The sequence below is a fragment of the Methylobacterium sp. Leaf87 genome (assembly GCF_001422775.1).
GTDB lineage: Bacteria > Pseudomonadota > Alphaproteobacteria > Rhizobiales > Beijerinckiaceae > Methylobacterium.
The window spans coordinates 193,840-212,003 of record NZ_LMMI01000001.1 but is presented as its reverse complement, the minus strand read 5'-3'; the positions used below and the strand labels follow the sequence as shown (position 1 = coordinate 212,003).

Sequence of the window (18,164 nt, the reverse complement as noted above, 5' to 3'; positions counted from 1 at the left end):
CACTCCCGATCGGTCTCAGGCCCCCGGATCGTCAAGACGGAAGACGGAAACGATGCATCGGCGGGGACCCGTGGCGCTTGTCCGGAGGTGCCCGCCCGCAGATCCAGCAAAGTGAGCAGCGAAGCGAAACCCAGGAGCGACGTCCCGCCGGTCACCGGCTGTGCGGGCGCGTCCCGAGGGCGGACTGGTGCGAGCGGCGGTGGTACGCCCGGGACGATCCGTCACCCCACGGGCGTCGGCGGCACGGACTGCCGGGGAGCGTCCATGACCGTTCAGGGCTCGCCCGTGCCGGTATCGGCCAGCGGGGCGATCGTCTAAATGTCCCTCGCGAAACTCCCGCTGCACCGGGGTGCACAGAGCGAGTACTGGCGGTGACCGGGAGTTTTGTGAGGCCTCTGAGCCGTCGCTTCGCGAACTTCCCTCGATTCTCACTGGCCGGGCGCGGCTGGGGTGCGCGGAGGCGGACCCTCTCTCGCTCTCGGCCGTTGCGTTTGGGCGTGGCGGTTGCGGCGCTGTTCCCACGGAAGCGGACGGCATGGACATCGAGAACGAGCGCCTACGCACCGAGAACCGCGAACTCCAGGCCGAGATCGCGCGGCTGCGCGAGCGGAACATCTCGCATGTGCGTCGACCGGAGAGCGGTCAGCAGACGTCCGCGGCGGATGTCGACCTTCTGTTCACGGCTGCGGAGAAGACCCGCATGCCCCAGATCGTCACCGACCCCAACCAGCCCGACAATCCCATCGTTTTCGCCAATCGGGCTTTCCAGGATCTGTGCGGCTACTCGGCCGAGGAATTGATCGGCCGCAACTGCAGGTTCCTGCAGGGACCGGACACCGATCCGGCCGATATCGCGCGCGTTCGCGACGCCATCTCGGCCCGCCGCGATGTGGTGGTCGAGATCCTGAATTACCGCCGTGACGGTTCGACGTTCCGCAACGAACTCTACGTCAGCCCGGTCTTCACCCCGGAGGGCCAGCTACGGTACTTCTTCGCCAGCCAGCTCGATGTCACCCGGTTCCGGACCGAGGAGGGCATGCTCGCCGAGAGCGAGGCGCGCTACCGGACCCTGTTCAACGCCCTCGACGCCGGCTTCTGCGTGATCGAGATGCGTTTCGACGCGGAGGGAAAGGCCATCGATTACCGCTTCGTCGAGGCGAACCCCGCTTTCGCCCGTCATACCGGGCTCGACGACGTGGTCGGCAAGTGGGTGAGCGAGGTGGTGCCGGACCTCGAACGGACTTGGCTCGACACCTACGGGGCCGTTGCCCTATCGGGGCAGGCCGTCCGGTTCGAGAGCGGGGTCGTGGCGCTGGGGCGCTGGTTCGAGGTGCAGGCCCTGCGCATCGGCGAGCCTGTCCAGCACCGGCTCGCCTTGCTGTTCAACGACGTCACCGACCGCCGCCTCGCGGAGGGCGTCCTGCGGGATACCGCCCGCGAACGGACCACGGAACGCGATCTCGTGTGGCGTGCCAGCCGCGATCTGCTCGTGGTCTGCGGTTTCGATGGCATCTACCGTGCGGTCAATCCGGCCTGGACCGAGATGCTCGGCTGGTCCGAAGGCGACCTCGTGGATACGTCCTTCGACGACTACGTCTACCCCGACGACAAGGAGGCGGCCGCGGCGGCCTTCGCACAGCTTCGCGCCGGCGAGGTTCTCGACAACCTCGATGTACGGATCCGGGCGGCGGATGGCAGCTATCGCTGGGTGTCGTGGAACGCGATCCCCCAAGGCGATCACTTCTATGCAGCCGGTCGCGACGTCACCGAGCGTCGCGCCCTGGAAGAGCAGCTCCGTCAGTCCCAGAAGCTGGAGGCCGTGGGTCAGCTCACGGGCGGCGTCGCGCACGACTTCAACAATCTGCTGACGGTGATCCGGTCCTCGACCGACCTCCTGAAGCGTCCGGACCTGTCCGAGGAACGCCGGCAACGCTACATCGGAGCCATCTCCGACACGGTCACGCGCGCCGCCAAGCTCACGGGCCAGCTTCTCGCCTTCGCGCGGCGTCAGGCCCTGACGCCGGAGGTGTTCGACGTCGGCCGCAGCGTCGCTTCCGTCGCCGACATGGTCGGAACCCTGACGGGTGCGCGCATCCGGGTCGTCACCGACGTCACCCCGGTCCGGAACGCCGAGGGCGAGGACGTCCCCCACCTCATCGATGCCGACCCGAGCCAGTTCGATACGGCCCTGGTCAACATGGCCATCAATGCACGCGATGCCATGGGCGGCGAGGGTCGCCTCGATATCGGCGTGCGGCGCGCCTCCGGCATTCCGGCGGTCCGGGCTCACCCGCGCATCCCGGGCGACTTCGTCGCGGTGTCGGTCCGCGACACGGGAACCGGAATCGCCGAGGGCGACCTCGACCGGATCTTCGAGCCGTTCTTCACCACCAAGGGCGTCGGCCAGGGCACAGGTCTCGGCTTGTCCCAGGTGTTCGGTTTCGCCAAGCAGTCGGGTGGCGAAGTTCTGGTCGAAAGCGCGCCCGGCAGCGGCACCACCTTCACCCTCTACCTGCCCCGCGCGATGGGGCGGCACATGGCCGAAGAGACGGACGACGAGCCCGAGCCCCTCGCCGACGGCCATGGGACGCGGGTTCTCGTGGTCGAGGACAACGAGGAGGTCGGCGCTTTCGCCACCCAGGCCTTGCGCGAACTCGGCTACGAGACCGCCTGGGCGATGAACGCCGAGAAGGCCTTGGAGATGCTGCAGGCCCCCCCGGGCTTCGACGTGATCTTTTCCGATGTCGTGATGCCGGGGATGAACGGCATCGATATGGCCCGCGAGATCCGGCATCGCCATCCGGGAATGCCGGTGGTGCTCGCGTCTGGCTACAGCCATGTCCTGGCCGAGGAGGGCACACACGGCTTCCCGTTCTTGAAGAAGCCCTATTCGGTGGAGGATCTGTCGCGAATCCTGCGGCGGGCCGTGAGCCGGGCGGCCACGGGAGCTTCGCGGCAGCGACGCTGATCGCGCCGCTCGCTCGAGGCATTCGGGCTCGAAGGAGAAGGCAAGCGCTCGGTTCGGCCTTCGACGATCGACCGTAGAGCCCGCGTCGCCGCGTACCCGAAGACCGCGCGCGTCAGCCTGTCCTGGTGGTTGAGCCCTGACGCTTGAGTCCGTTCGGGGGGGCGGTTGGGGGATAAGACGCGGTCGACGCGCATCCCGCCGCTGGGGCCGGCGGTGGCGGCGCGCGTGGTGGCTCTGACGCAAGGCGATCCGCCCGGCGCGACCACGCATTGGACGACCGCTGCCATGAGCAAGGTCGCGGCCATCAGCGTTTCGTCGGTGCAGTGGATGCTGGAGCGGGCACGGTCTGCAGCCGCATCGGGTCCGGTAGTTCAAGCTCTCCACCGATCCGGCCTTCGCCGCCAAGTTGCGTGACGTCGTTGGGCTCTACGTCGACCCGCCCGCCCGCAGGACCCGTTGCCGATGAAGCCGGGCAAGCCGACGACCCGCACCCACGACTACAAGCGCCACCGCAGGAGTTTATCCGCTTCCTCAATGCAGTCGAGGCGGCGGAAACGGCGGGCAAGATCGTCAACGCGATCCTAAACAACTATGCCGTTTGGCTGGACACCAATGGCGTTGGCGATGCAGATGGCCCCGCTCGTGGCGATGTTGACGAGGCTGGCACCGCCGAAATTCACGCCTCCGCCGGTAATCGTCTCGCTCTTAGCAACGGTGCTGAAAGTCCAGCTATCCGGCGTGATCGGGCCGACCGGTACGTTGATGGCGGTGGCGCCCGTGTCGGTGAAAACGGCAGACCGGCCCGCTTCGATCGGAGCCGTCCCGTTATTCGGATTGGGTCCGGGGCTGTAATCGCCGGTCGTCGTGGTGGCGCCTGTGCCCTCTCCAAATCGACGATTGCGCGTGGGCCATGCCGGTCCCGACGGCGAGGGACGCGGACCACCAGCCCGGAACGGGCGAGCACGCCACGCGCCCGGACGGCCAACACCGCAACCGCCCGTAGGGTCTCCCGTAATTGCCGCCGCCCGATCCGCGCCGCCGGGCGCACCTTTCGGATGCGCAGGGGGTTCAGCCGGGCGACGAGGGCGGCCGGAGTCTCGACGGCGAGGGCCTGCCAGCGGGCGATCCGCTCGCGCAGGAGCGTCGCGGCCACGGGCGGCACCGTCGGGGTCTGGCACGGCTGAACGCTAAACCCGACAAGGGTTGTCGAGGCCAGCAGGAGATCGCGCGCCCGGAGGCGGGCCGACCCGACCGTGATGTTGCTGCCTGTCATAACCCGACCCTTGACGCCAGACCGATCCCGTCGGTCCCGTCCGACGGGAGGTTCGGCGCACTTAACCTCCGCTGGCAGCGGATGGCGCGCTATTGCCTATTGTCTGAGCGTTCCGATTTTCCGGATTGCCCATCCAGTTCATCACACGATCGAGAGTAGGTCGGTCAAGCGAGCCCGCCGGTCTTCGGCATCCCTGAGCTTTGCGGCCCGTCTCGGTGCGAAAGCTTGGCTACGCTCGGCACGATCCAACGGCGGTGGGATGTGGGCTAGCCCCTGGGCGCCACAGCGCATCTGCAGGCGCAGCGAAGCGTGGGCCGATCTGGCTGGACTCCCGGTTGCGGTCGGCTGGGCAGGAAGCCTCGGCCCAGATGAGCCTTGGGCGAATCAATCTGAGGTTGCCGTTGGGAAGGGTATACCTGGAACTGAAGTGACGACCGTTACTGCATAAATATTGAGTAACGAATCGGGGTGTACATATTCTGCGATGGCTATCCAGTCTGAAATTTGGTGTCGGAAGCAGATCGTTGCCCGAAAATCCCAACAGATCGATCGAGCGCCAGCGTGCGCCCCGGAACACAACGAACTGGATCGGCCTCATTCGGACCCCCGGTGGGGCTGAGACGCCCTGCACGGTCAAGGATGTGTCGAAGACGGGCGCCAAGATCGGCGTGCCGGCGCACATCGAGCTTCCGAACGATTTCATGCTGAAGATCATCGGCATGGACTACGTCTGCTCGGTCAACCTCGCGTGGCGCGCCGGAAGCCTTGCGGGCGTGCGGATCCTCCAACTCGCCAAGTTGCCCCCGAAGCCGCTGACGCCGCAGCAGCAGGCCGAGGCCGCCGACCGGGCGCCGCATCAGTCCTTGGGAACCCGGCGCGGTCTGCGTCGTGGTTGAGGCCATCGGCACGGCGCCGGCCGACCGCGCGAAGCGCGTCCTCTGGGTCACGGACGATCCGGGCCGCAACGCTGCGCTGATCCCCCAGCTCGCGCCGGCTTTGGCCTGCCGGATGCACGATCTCTACGCCGATCCGGCTCCGGCTGAGCCGTATGCGACGTTGATCTGCGACGTCGTCGATCTCGATGAAGGCGCCATGATCCGCCTGCGCGCCCTGCGCGCCCTCTCGCGGATCAAAGGGCCGTTGATCGTCGTCCAGACGCAGGAAAGCCGCCGTCATCGCCTCCAGGCCGTCGAACTGGGGTCCACGCACATCCTGCCGGCCCCCGTCGACGTGCAGCGCATCCGCGCCGCCCTCGGGGTGGCGGAAGCGCCGCCGCCGCTCGCTCCGCATGTCGCCGCACAGGCGGCACGGGTCAGCGCGTTCTACACCGACGTGTTCGTCGCCGATCGCCCGATCACGCCGACCCTGATCGACAACAGCACGGAGCTCGTCGCGCGCGCGATCGGGGAAACCGGTATCCGGGACTGGATCGGGGCGATGCACCGCTTCGACGACGCCACCCACCAGCACTGCCTGCTGGTTGCCGGCGTCGCGGCGGCCTTCGCCACGCATCTCGGCTTCGGCGCCCACGAGCGGCACCGCCTGACCAAGGCCGCGCTGGTGCACGATGTCGGCAAGATCCACGTGCCACCCGCGATCCTGAACAAGCCCGGCCGCCTCGACGACGCCGAGTTGGCGGTGATGCGGCTCCACCCCGGGCAGGGGCACGCCCTGCTCGCCGGGGAGCGGTTCGAAGCGGAGATGTTGGGCGTGGTGCGCTCACATCACGAATTGCTGGACGGGTCGGGCTACCCGGACGGGCTGAAGGATGCGGAGATCCCCGACCTGGTGCGCCTGATCACGGTCTGCGACATCTACGCGGCGCTGATCGAGCGGCGGTCCTACAAGCCGCCGATGCCGGCGGCAAAGGCCTACGCGATCCTGACGGAGATGGACGGGCGCCTGGACCCAGTGCTGGTGCGGGCGTTCGCGCCCATCGCCGGCGGGTTCACCGACTGATCGGGCGGTCGATCCCGCGCCCATCCCGCAGGTGCATGGCCTCGGCGAAGTGGATGCAGGCGGTGGCATCCGCGGGAAAAGCCGTTGTGCTGGAAAGCCGCCATCGCGGTGGCGACACGCGTTTCAGTCGAGGTTTTCCCGCTGGACGGCTCGGTCCCTAAACGTCTCATGCCATTGCGGATTCCGGCATTGACTGTACGTCCCGGGTTCGGTGTGTGTCCCATACGTTGTCTGCGCGTCGACTTGTTCGGTCGTCCCGGGGAGATCCATGCGATGTAAGGCGTTGACGATGCGAGGCCTGGACATTGGTCTTCAGGGCGGGCGCCCCGGCACTCGCCATCGTCATGCGCGTCGCCTCGGCAAAGGAAGCGCGGGCATGTGATGGGCTTCCGATGGGTTCGACGCTCGGCATGCCACTCATACTGGGCGGAACGCGCGTTGTGTTCCACATATAGCCCGAGAACTGCCGTTGCCGATCACGACATGGACTGCCGTAGTACTCCCCCCAAAGGCTCCCTGCCGGCTCGAACCGTTCCGCAGCTGGACCAAGCGATATCGCCCCCGTTCAGCACGAACGTCAGTGGATCAACCACTGTCCGACAAGCACCAGGGTCGCCGAATAGCCGGCCTTGTGATCCTCATCACTCACCAGAATCGTATAGGCGAGCCGATCATTGCTGTTGCAGGCCTGCTCGCGCGCGATTTCGGGCAGGACTCGCATCGCTTGCGATTTCACCTCGTCCAGGCCGGAGCACTCGATGCCGACCGCATCGAAATGTGATGTGCCATCGTGAATGTCGAAATAATACAAGGCCACAGATGCACTCCGCGCTTGTCTGGCGAGAGCAATTTTCGCTCTCGTACGCTGCGTCTCAAGTATCGAGACGGGCTGTGGCTATAGCTAGTCAGGTCATTTGCCGGTGGCTACTGATCTTATGTGCGACCGGGTAACAAGCGGGTACGCTTTGTTCGGCCTAGGCCGCATGCCTGCTCTTGATGCCCATCACCGTGTAGCAGGTCCGGTTGCGGCCGTTCGCCTTCGCTTCGTAAAGGGCTGCGTCGGCCAGACCGAACAGGTCTTCGGGCGTACCGCCCTTCCATGGCAGGCTGAAGGCGAGGCCGATGCTCACGGTGACCGGTCCGACATCGACGCCATCAGCCCAGACGACGAGCTCGCCGACTGCCGCGTGTACCCGGTCGGCGATCCAGGCGGCTCCCTCCGGTTCGATGTCCGCCAGGAGTATGGAGAATTCCTCGCCACCGACGCGGGCGACGAGATCGTTCGGGCGACGTGCGCTCCGCTCCAGGGCGCGGGCGAGCGCCTGCAGAACTCGATCGCCGACGGCGTGCCCGTAACGGTCGTTGTAGCGCTTGAAGTGATCGGCATTGATGGCGAGCAAGGCCTCAGCGCCGCCGCGACGGCGCGCCTCGTCCCAGATCCGTTCCGACGACTCCTCGAAGCTGCGCCGGTTGTGCAGCGCCGTGAGCGCATCGGTGCGGGAAAGGCAGGCCAACTCGGCTTCCGCGGCAGCGCGGCGCCTGAGTTCCCATCCGACCAGGAGCGACAGCCCGACCGTGAGGCCGCACAGGACCAGTACGAGGGCGCCGATCACAAGAGCCTTCGCCCGCCACTCGCCCTCTATTTCCTGCGTGTGGAGGGCGACGTTCAGGATCAGCGGTAAGTCGGCCACCTGCGTGAAGGTGTACAATCGCTCGAGCCCGTCGCTCGGGGTGATGCCGACGAAGCTTCCGCGAATCTCGCGCAGGAAGCGTTGGACGTTCGGCGAATCCGCGAAGTTCGGGGCGAGCACCGAATTGGGCTCGGGATGGCGCACGAGGCGCGTGCCGTCGTGCAGGAACAGGTTGATCGTCCCTGCCCGTCCGAGCTTGATCCGGTCGAACAGGCGGTTGAAGTAGTGCAGCGACAGGCTGCCGAGCACGACGCCGCCGAAGGAGCCGTCGGCCTTGTCGATCCGCCGGCTGAGCACGACGATCGGTGTGCCGCTGAGCTGTGAGATCAGCGGCCGGCTGATCTGGAGGCCCAGGTGGGGGTTGGCCTTGTGGGCCTGGAAGTAGGGGCGTTCGGCGCTGTTGAGGCGGCGCACTGGCCAACTCGCGGCGTCGAAGGCCACATCGCCGTTCTCGTCGAGCACCAGCATCACGCCGAGGTCCTTGGCATTGACGGCGCGGTCGAACAGGATGCGTTGGCGGAACTGCGGCGCGATCTCGCTCAAGCCCGGCAGCTTGAGATTGTCGACGATGCCGAGCAACGCCAAGTCGATGATCTCGATGTTGCGATCGATGTCGCGCTCGATCACCTGCAGCAGGTTTCGGGAGGTTTGCTCCGCCTTGTCCCAAGCGTCCTGACGAAGTTCCATCAGCATTACGACGCAGACGCCGAGCATGCCGAGAGGTGCCAGGATCCCGAGCCCGATCCAGACCCGGGCGGACCGGAAACCGGGTGCGACGGTTGCTGCCACCGGCTTGACCACCCGCGCAATCGCGGGAGCGATCCGCGTTGTCATGCCGGCGATCTGCGGCATCCGGCCCATCGGCAAGTCCTCGTGTGGTGGTCTTACGGGAACATCGCGTCGACGGCGTCCTGGCTGACGGCAGCCGTGCCGGGCAGTGCGGGACCGTTCAGCAGCGATTATTCTTCGTCCGGCCTAGCGCCGACCGCCTTGCGGGCTGCCGGTCTGGCCGACCCCGTCGTCCCGGCTTGACCCGTCCAGAGGCGCAGCATCTCACCGACCCGCTCCTCGACATAGGCGATGGTGCGAACGACCTTCGAGATCCGCTGCCCCGTGAGATCCTGAAAATTGCAGGCCTCGAAGATGGCCTGCATCTGGCGCTGGATGGCCTCGGCGTCCGCTCGGGTCGCAACGTCCTGCGTCCGTCTGGCAATCCCACGGGCGAGGCCGTCCACGGTCTCGGAGGCGGTGAGGATGCTGTCGGTGGCCTGCTCCGTGCCGAGAACCACGGCTTGCAGTTCGTCGCAGGCTCGACCGGCCTCATGCTCCTGTTGCAGTTCGGCGATTTCCCGGCGAGTGCGCACGATGGCTTCGGAAATGGAAACCAGATGTTGCTGCAGGCGAGCGGTACGATCGTCGAGGACGGGCTTGCTGCTGATCATTGGGTCGATCGCTACTCGCTGGTGGTGCGCCACCATCGATAACCTATAGTTGTTAAACAAATCGGAATTGAACTCCGTTCTCCATTGTTCGGTGAGTGATGGGATATTTCGGGATGAGTTTGTGTTTGCGGTTGACCGAAGACGCTGTGTTGGAAAAAGCAATCACCCTGACGATTGCTGCAATATCTCAGTATTGAACCAAAAATTGTTTCTCTGTTTTCGCCTGATCGAATGCCCCACGGCCAAGTCGGCGTGGGCTCGGTGTATCCCCCACACAGCCTGCCCCGGCTGATGACGTCGTCGATGAGTGCGACAAAGCGGGTAATCACATCATTGTCCGTCTCGCAGCCGGTCGGACCGGCTCCTACGCTCGTGTTCGTTCGAGGAAGCGCGAGCCGAACCAGGATCGAGACTGGCGGAGATCGAGACGTGCGATCCTTGTGGAAATCGTCCGTCGAGCGGCGACCTACGCGATGAGGGATCCCGACGGTCGGACCTTTCGACGATGTCGGCCGGATCGAATAGGGTCACGTCGCGATCCGGCTGGATGGGAACGACGAAAGCCGCGGGCTCTTGCCCGTGATGCCTCGACGGCTCGGGCATCGCTTGTCCGGACCTCGACGAACGGGTGTAGATTCCTCCGGTCCGACTCGTCACGGAACAGATCGGAACCGAACATCCGGCGTCCGGTCGTCCGTCGAGATCGGTGCCTTTGCGAGAGTATGGAGCGATCGCGTTCCAGCAACGAACGGGCCGGCTGCGGTCCCAGTCCGAAGCCTACTTGAACACCTGGATCATCGCCGGGGTGAGGATCACCACGAACAGCACCGGCAGGAAGAACAGGATCATCGGCACGGTGAGCTTCGGCGGCAGGGCCGCGGCTTTCTTCTCGGCCTCGTTCATCCGGGTGTCGCGGCTCTCCTGGGAGAGCACACGTAGGGCCTGGCCGACGGGCGTGCCGTAGCGCTCGGCCTGGATGAGGGCGGTGGTCACCGCCTTGACCGGGTCGAGGCCCGTGCGATTGGCGAGATTCTCGAAGGCTTGGCGCCGGTCGGGCAGGAACGACAGTTCGGCGGTCATCACCGCGAGTTCCTCGGCGAGCACGATGGACTGGGTCGCGATCTCCGTGCTCACTCGCCGGAAAGCGTGCTCGACCGACATGCCGGATTCGACACAGATCAGGCTGAGGTCGAGGGCGTCGGGCCAGGCCTTCCGGATCTCGGTCTGGCGCTTCTTGGTGGCGTTGTGGAGGTAGAGCTCGGGCATCTTGATGCCGAGAAGCACGGCGGCGATCACCATCATGGCGCGGATCGCCACGGGCTGGTCGATGACGTTGAGGACGAACAGGTAGAGGATCGACGCCACGAGCATTGCGATGGGCGTCACCATGCGGAAGAACAGGAACCCGGTCTCGGCGCCTGGGGAGCGGTAGCCGGCCATGAGGAGCTGCTGTCGCGCCGTCTCGGTTCCGAGCCAGCGGCTGAGGTTGAACTGCTCGACCACGCGCTTCATGTAGGCTTTCGGCGCCACCCGAAGGGTCGCCTTGGCGGCGGTGTTCGACAGGCGTTCGCGCTCGCGCTGGCGCAGCTCGTCGCGCTCCTCACCGACCATCTTCATGCGCTTGCCCAGGCGATCGGGCTCGATCAGGGGCTGGAGCAGGGCGAAGGCGGTGGCTGCCGCCGCGATGCCGGCGAGCGCCATCCCGAGGAAGCGCGGATCGATGAGCTTGTGGGCAAGGACGTCCAGCATGGTTTTCAGGCTTTCGCGCGGTCGCGCTCCCGTCAGAAGTCGAAGCTGATCATCTTCTTCATGGTGAAGATGCCGAGCGACATCCAGATCGCCGAGGCGACGAGGCCGATCTTGCCGATATCCGTCGTCCACAGCAGGGCGATGTAGTCCGGGCTGGCGATGTAGGTCAGGGTCGCGACCACGAACGGCAGCGCCGCGATGATGCCGCCCGACGCCTTGGCCTCCATGCTCATCGCCTGGATCTTGCCGGCCATCTTCTTGCGTTCGCGCAGCACCCGGGAAAGGTTGGCCAGGGCCTCCGAAAGGTTGCCGCCGGATTTCGCCTGGATCCCGATGACGATGGCGAAGAAGTTCACGTCCGAGACGGGCACGCGCTCGTGCATCTTCACCAGGGCTTCGCCCAGGGACAGGCCGAGGGTCTGCGACTCGACCACGATCCGGAACTCGGAGCGGATCGGCTCCTCGGCCTCGCGCGAGATGATGCGGAAGCAGTCGCTCACGGGAATACCGGCGCGCACGCCGCGCGTGATGATGTCGATGGCAGTTGGCAACTCGGCGATGAAGCGCGCGACCCTGCGCTTGCGCCAATGGGCGAGAAACCACATCGGCAGACCGAGTCCACCCGCGAAGATCGCCGCGAGGGTCGCCGGAATGCTGCTGATGGTCAGATAGGCGACGAGGCCCAACAGGAAGGCGAGCACGCCCGAGACGACGTAGTACTGCTCCCGGCTCCAGGTCAGGCCGGCCTGGGCGATTCTGAGCTCCAGGCTGGCGCGGGTGCCGGCCTTCTTGGCCTCGATCTCCTTGAGGCTCTTCGCCACCTGCTCGCGCCGGCTGGTGGTGACCGCGCGCGCGCTCGCCCCCGGCGTCACCACGCTGATCGCCCGGCGGCGCTGGCTCGCGCGCTTCTCGCCCGTCATGAGCGGGGTCAGCATGACCCAGGCGACTGCGCCGGCGGCCAGGGCGGCGAGCCCGGCGGCGAGGGGCAGGTTGGCGTTCACGGCGTCACCGTGGGGATGCGACGGACCCCGTCGCTCAAGAACGGGTGCCTCACAGGCTGCCCTCCTCCAGTACGGCGGCGGCGTCGAGGGCCGCGGCCAGGGCCTTCTCCTCGCCGTAGTACCGCGCCCGTTCCCAGAAACGCGGCCGCCCGATACCGGTGGAGCGATGCCGCCCGATGAGCTTGCCGTTCTGATCCTCGCCGAGGATGTCGTAGAGGAGCAGATCCTGGGTGATGATCACGTCGCCCTCCATCCCCATCACCTCGGTGATGTGCGTGATGCGCCGCGAACCGTCACGCAGGCGGGTGGCCTGAACGATGATGTCGATGGAGCCGCAGATCATCTCGCGCAGGGTCCGCGACGGTAGGGTGAACCCGCCCATGGTGATCATCGATTCGAGGCGGCTCAGGGCCTCGCGGGGCGAGTTGGCGTGTAGCGTGCCCATCGAGCCGTCGTGGCCGGTGTTCATGGCCTGGAGCAGATCGAAGGCCTCCGGGCCGCGAACCTCGCCGACGATGATCCGTTCCGGCCGCATGCGCAGGCAGTTCTTCACGAGATCGCGCATGGTGACCTGGCCCGAGCCCTCCATGTTGGCCGGCCGGGTCTCGAGGCGCACCACGTGGGCCTGCTGGAGCTGCAGCTCGGCCGCGTCCTCGCAGGTGATGATGCGCTCGTCGTGGTCGATGTAGGCCGTGAGGCAGTTCAGCAGGGTGGTCTTGCCCGAGCCCGTGCCGCCCGAGATGACGACGTTGCAGCGCACCCGGCCGATGATCTGCAGGATGCGCGCGCCCTCCGGCGAAATCGCCCCGAAGGTGACGAGCTGGTCGAGGGTGAGCTTGTCCTTCTTGAATTTACGGATGGTCAGCACCGGTCCGTCGATGGCCAGCGGCGGCGCGATGATATTGACGCGCGAGCCGTCCGGGAGACGCGCGTCGCAGATCGGCGAGGCCTCATCGACGCGTCGGCCGACCTGGCTGACGATCCGCTGGCAGATGTTCATGAGCTGCTGATTGTCGCGGAACCGCACGCCCGTGAGCTGGATCTTGCCGCCGACTTCGATGAAGGCCCGGTTGGCGCCGTTCACCATGATGTCGGCGATGTCGTCGCGCATCAGAAGCGGCTCGAGCGGACCGTAGCCGAGGACGTCGTTGCAGATGTCGTCGAGCAGGTCTTCCTGCTCGTTGATCGACAGGACGATGTTCTTGAGACCGATGATCTCCGAGACGATGTCGCGGATTTCCTCACGGGCGGATTCGGCATCGAGGCGAGCGAGCTGAGCCAGATCGATGGCCTCGATCAGCGCGCCGAAGATCATGCTCTTGGTGCGGAAGTAATCCTCGGATTTTGCCGCCTCGACCACGGGCTGGACGGGCACCGGCAACTCGACGCGCGGGCGCCCCGCCGGTTCCTGGTGGATCGGCTGGGTCGCGACTGGACGCGGGGCGAGGTGCATGGGGGCGACCTGAGCGGCCGCCGAGCCGTGTCGCCTACCGAACATGGGGGATGTCTCCGGTCGAGGGAGCTGGGACCGGGCGACGATGCGGATCGCGCATCACGACGCCTTGCGGCGCTGCAGCCGCGCCAGGAGCGGCTCGAGAAGGTTCGCGCGCGGGCGTCGCGTCTCGGAACGCCCCACGAGGGTGGCGGCCAGTGCCGAGAACACGTCCGTGACCTTGGCCCCGGCCTGCACTTCGGCGATCATCTGGCCGTTGTTCGCCGCCGTTCCGAACAGGGCGGGCTCGAAGGGCAGGCTCGCGGTGATCGGGGCGTCGAGGGCCTTGGCGAACTCGGCGACGCTGATCTCGGGGCGCTTCGACATGCCGACGCCGTTGAGGACGACGCGCGCCTTGGCGTCGTTCGGGCGGTTTTGCTGGAGCAAGGTCAGAAGGTTCTTGGTGTTGCGCAGGGACGCGAGTTCGGGTGCGCTCACGATCAGGATCTCGTCGGCCGAGACGAGGAGACGTTTCGACCAGGCGGTCCAGACATGCGGCACGTCGAGGACGACGCACGGGACCGTGTTGCGCAGGAGGTCGATGACGGCGTCCATGGCCTGTTCCGACAGGTCGATGGTCCGGTCGAGGGTCGCGGGCGCGGCGAGAAGGGTGAGGTTGTCGGCGCATTTCGACAGCAGGCGGTCGAGGAGGTTCGCGTCGAGGCGCTCGGGCGAGAACACCGCTTCGGCGATGCCCTGGGGCGGATCCTGGTTGAAGTTCAGGCTCGCGGTGCCGAAGGCGATGTCGAGGTCGGCGATCACCGTCGCGGTGTCCTGCTCCCGGGCGATGGTCCAGGCGAGGTTGTGGGCGAGGGTGGACGCGCCGACGCCGCCCTTTGCACCCACCACCGCGATGGTGCGGCCGACGGGCTTGGCGCCCGGGGCCGAGAACAGGTCCGATATCGCCTGGATCAGCATGATCGGATCCACGGGCGCCATGAGGTACTCGCTCACCCCGCGCTGAAGGAACTGGCGGTAGAGCATCACGTCGTTGACGTGGCCGATGACGATGACCTTGGTGCCGGCGTCGCAGACTTCGGCGAGGGAATCGAGGCATTCGATCGGGCGTGACTTGGCCCCTTGCGTCTCGATGACGATGACGTTCGGGGTCGGCGCATGGCGATAGGCTTCGACGGCGGCGGCACCGCCGCCCATCTGCACCTTCACGTGAGCCTTCTGCATCCGCCGGTCGAAGCTCGCGGCTTCGATCACGACGGCCGTGTCCTGGGTCTCGCAAAAGGCCTGGATCGTGATCCGCGGCACCGGGGCGATGAGGCGCTCGGGTGTCTGGTTCGGGTCCACCATGGCTCTGGTTCCGGTTCAGGTTGCCCCGAAGGGCGCATTCGGGAGTCGCGGGTTTCGGTCGATCGGCACGTCTTCGGGCGCGGCACCCCGGAGCAGGCGCCGCGGCCGGGGGCTACTGCGAGACCTGGGATTTCACGTCGGCCTTGCCATCCTGGCGCCAGGGAATTGACGGATCATTGCCGGCCCGCAATTTCTCGATGTTCTTCGTGCGGCGGACGGTGTCGATGCGCCCCTCGGGACGGCCGCGCACGAGATCGATGGGATCGGCGACTTGAGCGGCGATGTTCGACTGCGTCGAGCAGCCGAAGTTCCAATGGGCCTCGTTGCGCCCGTTGAAGGCGGCGTCGCCGACCCCGAGATCCTGCGGCCACGATCCGCACTGGCCCGCGACCTTGGCCTCCATCCGCTGGAAGCTGAGGCGCAAGGGGGCGACGAGGGTCGGGGTTGCGACGGCGTAACTCGTCACCACGAGTTGTCCGGGGGCCAAGCCGCCCTCGGCACTCATTCGGCGGATGGCCGCGCCCGTGCGTTCGACGGCGGCCCCCATGGCGGGGGCGACGCCCCGCGGCATGTCGAGGACGAGGGTGCCGCGGCCGTAGCGCCGGAAGTCGACGAGGAACGCGTCGATGTCGGCGGCCTGGCGCGGATCGATGTGGCCGGTGCCGGTGACGAACACGTCGAGGCTGCGGCCCGCATCCGTGAGGGCGATGGGGTGCCGTGCCCGGTAGTCCGTCGGATAGAGCGAGCCCGTCGTCGCCGGAGCACGGTTCTGGCACGCGCCGAGGAGCGCCGTCAGGGCGCTGATTGCGGCCAGGGCTTTGAGCGTGGAAGACTTTGGCGTGGGAGACGCGGGCATGGAAGGGGTCCTGGCGGAACGGGGGCCGGGTCTTTGAGCGGGTAGGCTTAGTCGGTGATGAAGCCGACGCGGCCGCGATAGGCCGGTCCGAGCGGACTTGCGCCCGCGACGCCGTAGAGGCGGTTCAGGCGTCCGAGCAGGATGCCCTGCGCGTCCTGGGCGTCGACGAAGCCGTCGTCTGGCCGCGTGGGCTGGCGCGCCTCCATCGGCTTGGCGATGTAGGGGGTGACCATGATCATCAGCTCCGTCTCCTGGCGCTGGTAGTCGCGCGACCGGAACAGGGCACCGATGATCGGCAGGTTGATCAGTCCTGGCAGCCCCGAGATGGTGGCTTTGTTGCGCTGCTGGATCAGGCCGGCGGTCATCATGCTGGCGCCGGAGGCGAGCTCGACGGTGGTCTCGGAGCTGCGCACCGTGAAACCCGGCACGGGAAAGCTCGTGCCACCCTGGCCGAGGTTGATCGAGTTCGTTTGATCGATCTCGGTAACATCGGTGCCGACCCGGATCGAAATTCGGTTCTCGGCGAGTACCACGGGGGTGAAAGTCAGGCTGACGCCGTAAGGCTTGAACGCAATGGAAGGTGTGCAGGTCTGTACGCCAACGTTCTGAACGCACGAGAGGGTGGACGGTACCGGAATCTGACCGCCCGCAGTGAACTTCGCCGCTTCGCCGGAAATTGCCGTCAGGGTGGGCTCGGCGAGCACACGGGAGACGCCGGCCTGCTCAAACGCCCTGAGGGTCGCCGTGAGACTCGCGCCACCCGTACCGGTGACGGTGCCACTGAGGGCGTTGCCGTTGGGAAAGGCGCTGCCGTTGAGGGCGAACGGTGCATTGTTGACGAGGTTCAGCCCCGACCAGTTGCCGCTGATGTTGATGCCGAACTGCTTCAGCACCGTGCGGGCGACCTCGACCACGGTCACGCGCAGCATCACCTGATCACGGCCCCGGATGGTGATGTTGTTGATCACCGTGCCGCGGGTCGGGGTGCTGCCCGCGGCGGCGCCCGCCGAGGCGCCGCCCGCGCCCGCAGAACCGGACTGGCCCACGAAGGCGTTGGCGATGTCGATCGCCTGGGAGGCTTCCGCCGCGGAGTTGACGCTGCCGGACAGGATGATCGAGCTGCCGGCGGTGCGGATGTCGAACCGGGCATTCGCGATGCTCTGGGTGAGGATCTGGCGCAGGGCGCCGAGCTGGAGGTCGCGCGCCACGGTGACGTCGAGGGCGGTGATCTGTCGGCCTTCGCCGTCCATGATGAAGATCGAGGTGGCGCCGTCCTCCATGCCGATGACGAACACCTTGCGGGTCGAGCGCACGACGGCGTTGGCGACCTTCGGGTTGGCGACGAACACCTCCTTGGCGTCGCGCGGCAGGTCGATGACGATGGAGCGGCCCATGGTCAGCTCGATCTTGCGCGAGGTCGCGGCCTCGTTCGAGCCCACGGCGAGCACGGGCGCCGGAGCGAGGTCGGGCACCGGCCGAGCCGTGACCGGACCGGCGAGGAGGCTCGCAAGGACCGGCACCACCAGGATCGGCAGTTGGCGGGTGGCGCTCCGGGATCGGACAATCATCGGTGAAACCCCTGTCATCGCGTTCGCCGGAGCCATCAGCGCCGCGACTGTTGCTTGGAGACGCCGAAGCGCACGACCGTCACGCCACCCTCGCCGCGGGTGTCCGGCGCCACCTCGGTGGCGCGCCCGGAATCGACGAGACTACGCAGGGACAGGGAGAGCTGGCCGACCTTCTGGGCGAGGGTGACGATCTCGGCTTGCGCCGGCGTCAGGGCGAGGGTCGTGGTCTCGCCGGTCACGACGTTGCTGCCGTTCTTTTCCTGGACGATCTGGCCGACGGCGAGCACGCGGATGTCCGTGAGGATGGTCTCCGAGATCTGTGTCTCGGACCCACCGGCCTGCATGGCCTCCTCGTCGCGGTAGGTTCGGATGAGGTCGACGTGGTCGTTGGGCAGGATGAAGCCGCCGGCGGAACTCGATCCCCGCGAATCGGTGACGATGGCCACGGCGCGCATGCCGGATGGCAGGATGGCGGCCATGAACCCACCGTCCGAGCGGGCGAGCTTCTGGGGCCGGATCGGCTCGCCGGAGAGGAACCCGGAGCGGGCGATGGAGCCTGTGATGTCTTCCAGGCCCTTGGGCTGGCTGGTGCGGGTGATGTAGCCGGGCGTGATGGCCTGATCGGGCCAGGGCTGCCAGCGCAGATCCGCTGCCTGGAGGCTTTGCCCCATCGGCAGCTCGGCCGCGGCGACGAGCACGTCGGTCGTTGGCAGGACCGGCGGCGGCGGCGCGGCCAGGATCACGGGAGCCGGGGGTTTGTCGTCGCCGCTCATCAGGTAGGCGGCGAGGCCGCCGGTGACCAGGGCGATGGCGAGGACGGCAAGGCGAGCGGGTTTCATTGCCGGGGATGAACCTGTGGG

At 66.9% G+C, this 18,164-nt stretch carries 14 protein-coding genes and 1 pseudogene; 5 read left to right on the top strand and 10 right to left on the bottom strand.

Annotated features, from left to right (window positions below):
• The first annotated feature begins 535 nt into the window (after positions 1-535).
• From ASF22_RS00970 to ASF22_RS00955, 5 genes and pseudogenes are all read left to right on the top strand, one after another.
• Entirely contained in the window at positions 536-2,968 is a 2,433-nt protein-coding gene (locus ASF22_RS00970) for a PAS domain S-box protein (protein WP_056260679.1), read from the top strand.
• 222 nt (positions 2,969-3,190) lie between these two features.
• A pseudogene (locus ASF22_RS24690) lies at positions 3,191-3,564 on the top strand (IS630 family transposase); the annotation flags it as partial.
• A 22-nt stretch (positions 3,565-3,586) separates the two neighbouring features.
• Positions 3,587-3,820 carry a hypothetical protein gene (locus tag ASF22_RS23565; RefSeq protein ID WP_156368929.1) on the top strand — a complete coding sequence of 78 codons (234 nt, stop codon included), beginning with the start codon at positions 3,587-3,589 and terminating at the stop codon, positions 3,818-3,820.
• A 1,062-nt stretch (positions 3,821-4,882) separates the two neighbouring features.
• A complete protein-coding gene (locus ASF22_RS00960) occupies positions 4,883-5,137 on the top strand; it encodes a hypothetical protein (RefSeq protein WP_156368928.1) in 255 nt (84 codons plus the stop codon).
• Positions 5,130-6,200 carry an HD domain-containing phosphohydrolase gene (locus ASF22_RS00955; RefSeq protein ID WP_244474169.1) on the top strand — a complete coding sequence of 357 codons (1,071 nt, stop codon included), beginning with the start codon at positions 5,130-5,132 and terminating at the stop codon, positions 6,198-6,200. Before ASF22_RS00960 ends, ASF22_RS00955 begins: the two co-directional genes overlap by 8 nt.
• A gap of 577 nt (positions 6,201-6,777) precedes the next feature.
• Here the strand turns inward: ASF22_RS00955 and ASF22_RS00950 are convergent.
• The 10 genes from ASF22_RS00950 to cpaB form a co-directional block, all read right to left on the bottom strand.
• On the bottom strand, positions 6,778-7,017 hold the full coding sequence (locus ASF22_RS00950) for a hypothetical protein (protein WP_056260673.1): 240 nt from the start codon (positions 7,015-7,017) through the stop codon (positions 6,778-6,780).
• 157 nt (positions 7,018-7,174) lie between these two features.
• Positions 7,175-8,725 carry a sensor domain-containing diguanylate cyclase gene (locus tag ASF22_RS00945; RefSeq protein ID WP_056260907.1) on the bottom strand — a complete coding sequence of 517 codons (1,551 nt, stop codon included), beginning with the start codon at positions 8,723-8,725 and terminating at the stop codon, positions 7,175-7,177.
• A 125-nt stretch (positions 8,726-8,850) separates the two neighbouring features.
• A complete protein-coding gene (locus ASF22_RS00940) occupies positions 8,851-9,369 on the bottom strand; it encodes a protein phosphatase CheZ (protein ID WP_244474168.1) in 519 nt (172 codons plus the stop codon).
• Between the two features lie 741 nt (positions 9,370-10,110).
• Entirely contained in the window at positions 10,111-11,082 is a 972-nt protein-coding gene (locus tag ASF22_RS00935; RefSeq protein ID WP_056170156.1) for a type II secretion system F family protein, read from the bottom strand.
• 32 nt (positions 11,083-11,114) lie between these two features.
• Positions 11,115-12,083, bottom strand: coding sequence for a type II secretion system F family protein (locus ASF22_RS00930; RefSeq protein WP_056170153.1), 969 nt, complete (start codon positions 12,081-12,083; stop codon positions 11,115-11,117).
• Positions 12,084-12,132: 49 nt separating this feature from the next.
• Entirely contained in the window at positions 12,133-13,581 is a 1,449-nt protein-coding gene (locus ASF22_RS00925; RefSeq protein WP_056260671.1) for a CpaF family protein, read from the bottom strand.
• 54 nt (positions 13,582-13,635) lie between these two features.
• Positions 13,636-14,880 carry an AAA family ATPase gene (locus ASF22_RS00920; protein WP_056260669.1) on the bottom strand — a complete coding sequence of 415 codons (1,245 nt, stop codon included), beginning with the start codon at positions 14,878-14,880 and terminating at the stop codon, positions 13,636-13,638.
• Positions 14,881-14,992: 112 nt separating this feature from the next.
• On the bottom strand, positions 14,993-15,736 hold the full coding sequence (locus tag ASF22_RS00915; protein WP_056260666.1) for a CpaD family pilus assembly protein: 744 nt from the start codon (positions 15,734-15,736) through the stop codon (positions 14,993-14,995).
• 47 nt (positions 15,737-15,783) lie between these two features.
• The gene (locus ASF22_RS00910) at positions 15,784-17,304 is read right to left on the bottom strand and encodes a type II and III secretion system protein family protein (RefSeq protein WP_056260664.1); all 1,521 of its coding nucleotides are present in this window, start codon (positions 17,302-17,304) and stop codon (positions 15,784-15,786) included.
• Between the two features lie 35 nt (positions 17,305-17,339).
• Entirely contained in the window at positions 17,340-18,143 is an 804-nt protein-coding gene (gene cpaB, locus ASF22_RS00905; protein ID WP_056260662.1) for a Flp pilus assembly protein CpaB, read from the bottom strand.
• Positions 18,144-18,164 lie beyond the last annotated feature (21 nt).

What these genes read in the sequence shown, in the direction of transcription:
- ASF22_RS00940 (WP_244474168.1), bottom strand. Translation starts at nt 9,369, where the DNA reads ATGGTGGCGCACCACCAGCGAGTAGCGATCGACCCAATGATCAGCAGC.
- ASF22_RS00915 (WP_056260666.1), bottom strand. Translation starts at nt 15,736, where the DNA reads ATGCCCGCGTCTCCCACGCCAAAGTCTTCCACGCTCAAAGCCCTGGCC.
- ASF22_RS00910 (WP_056260664.1), bottom strand. Translation starts at nt 17,304, where the DNA reads ATGATTGTCCGATCCCGGAGCGCCACCCGCCAACTGCCGATCCTGGTG.
- ASF22_RS00920 (WP_056260669.1), bottom strand. Translation starts at nt 14,880, where the DNA reads ATGGTGGACCCGAACCAGACACCCGAGCGCCTCATCGCCCCGGTGCCG.
- ASF22_RS00935 (WP_056170156.1), bottom strand. Translation starts at nt 11,082, where the DNA reads ATGCTGGACGTCCTTGCCCACAAGCTCATCGATCCGCGCTTCCTCGGG.
- ASF22_RS00970 (WP_056260679.1), top strand. Translation starts at nt 536, where the DNA reads ATGGACATCGAGAACGAGCGCCTACGCACCGAGAACCGCGAACTCCAG.
- cpaB (WP_056260662.1), bottom strand. Translation starts at nt 18,143, where the DNA reads ATGAAACCCGCTCGCCTTGCCGTCCTCGCCATCGCCCTGGTCACCGGC.
- ASF22_RS00925 (WP_056260671.1), bottom strand. Translation starts at nt 13,581, where the DNA reads ATGTTCGGTAGGCGACACGGCTCGGCGGCCGCTCAGGTCGCCCCCATG.
- ASF22_RS00945 (WP_056260907.1), bottom strand. Translation starts at nt 8,725, where the DNA reads ATGACAACGCGGATCGCTCCCGCGATTGCGCGGGTGGTCAAGCCGGTG.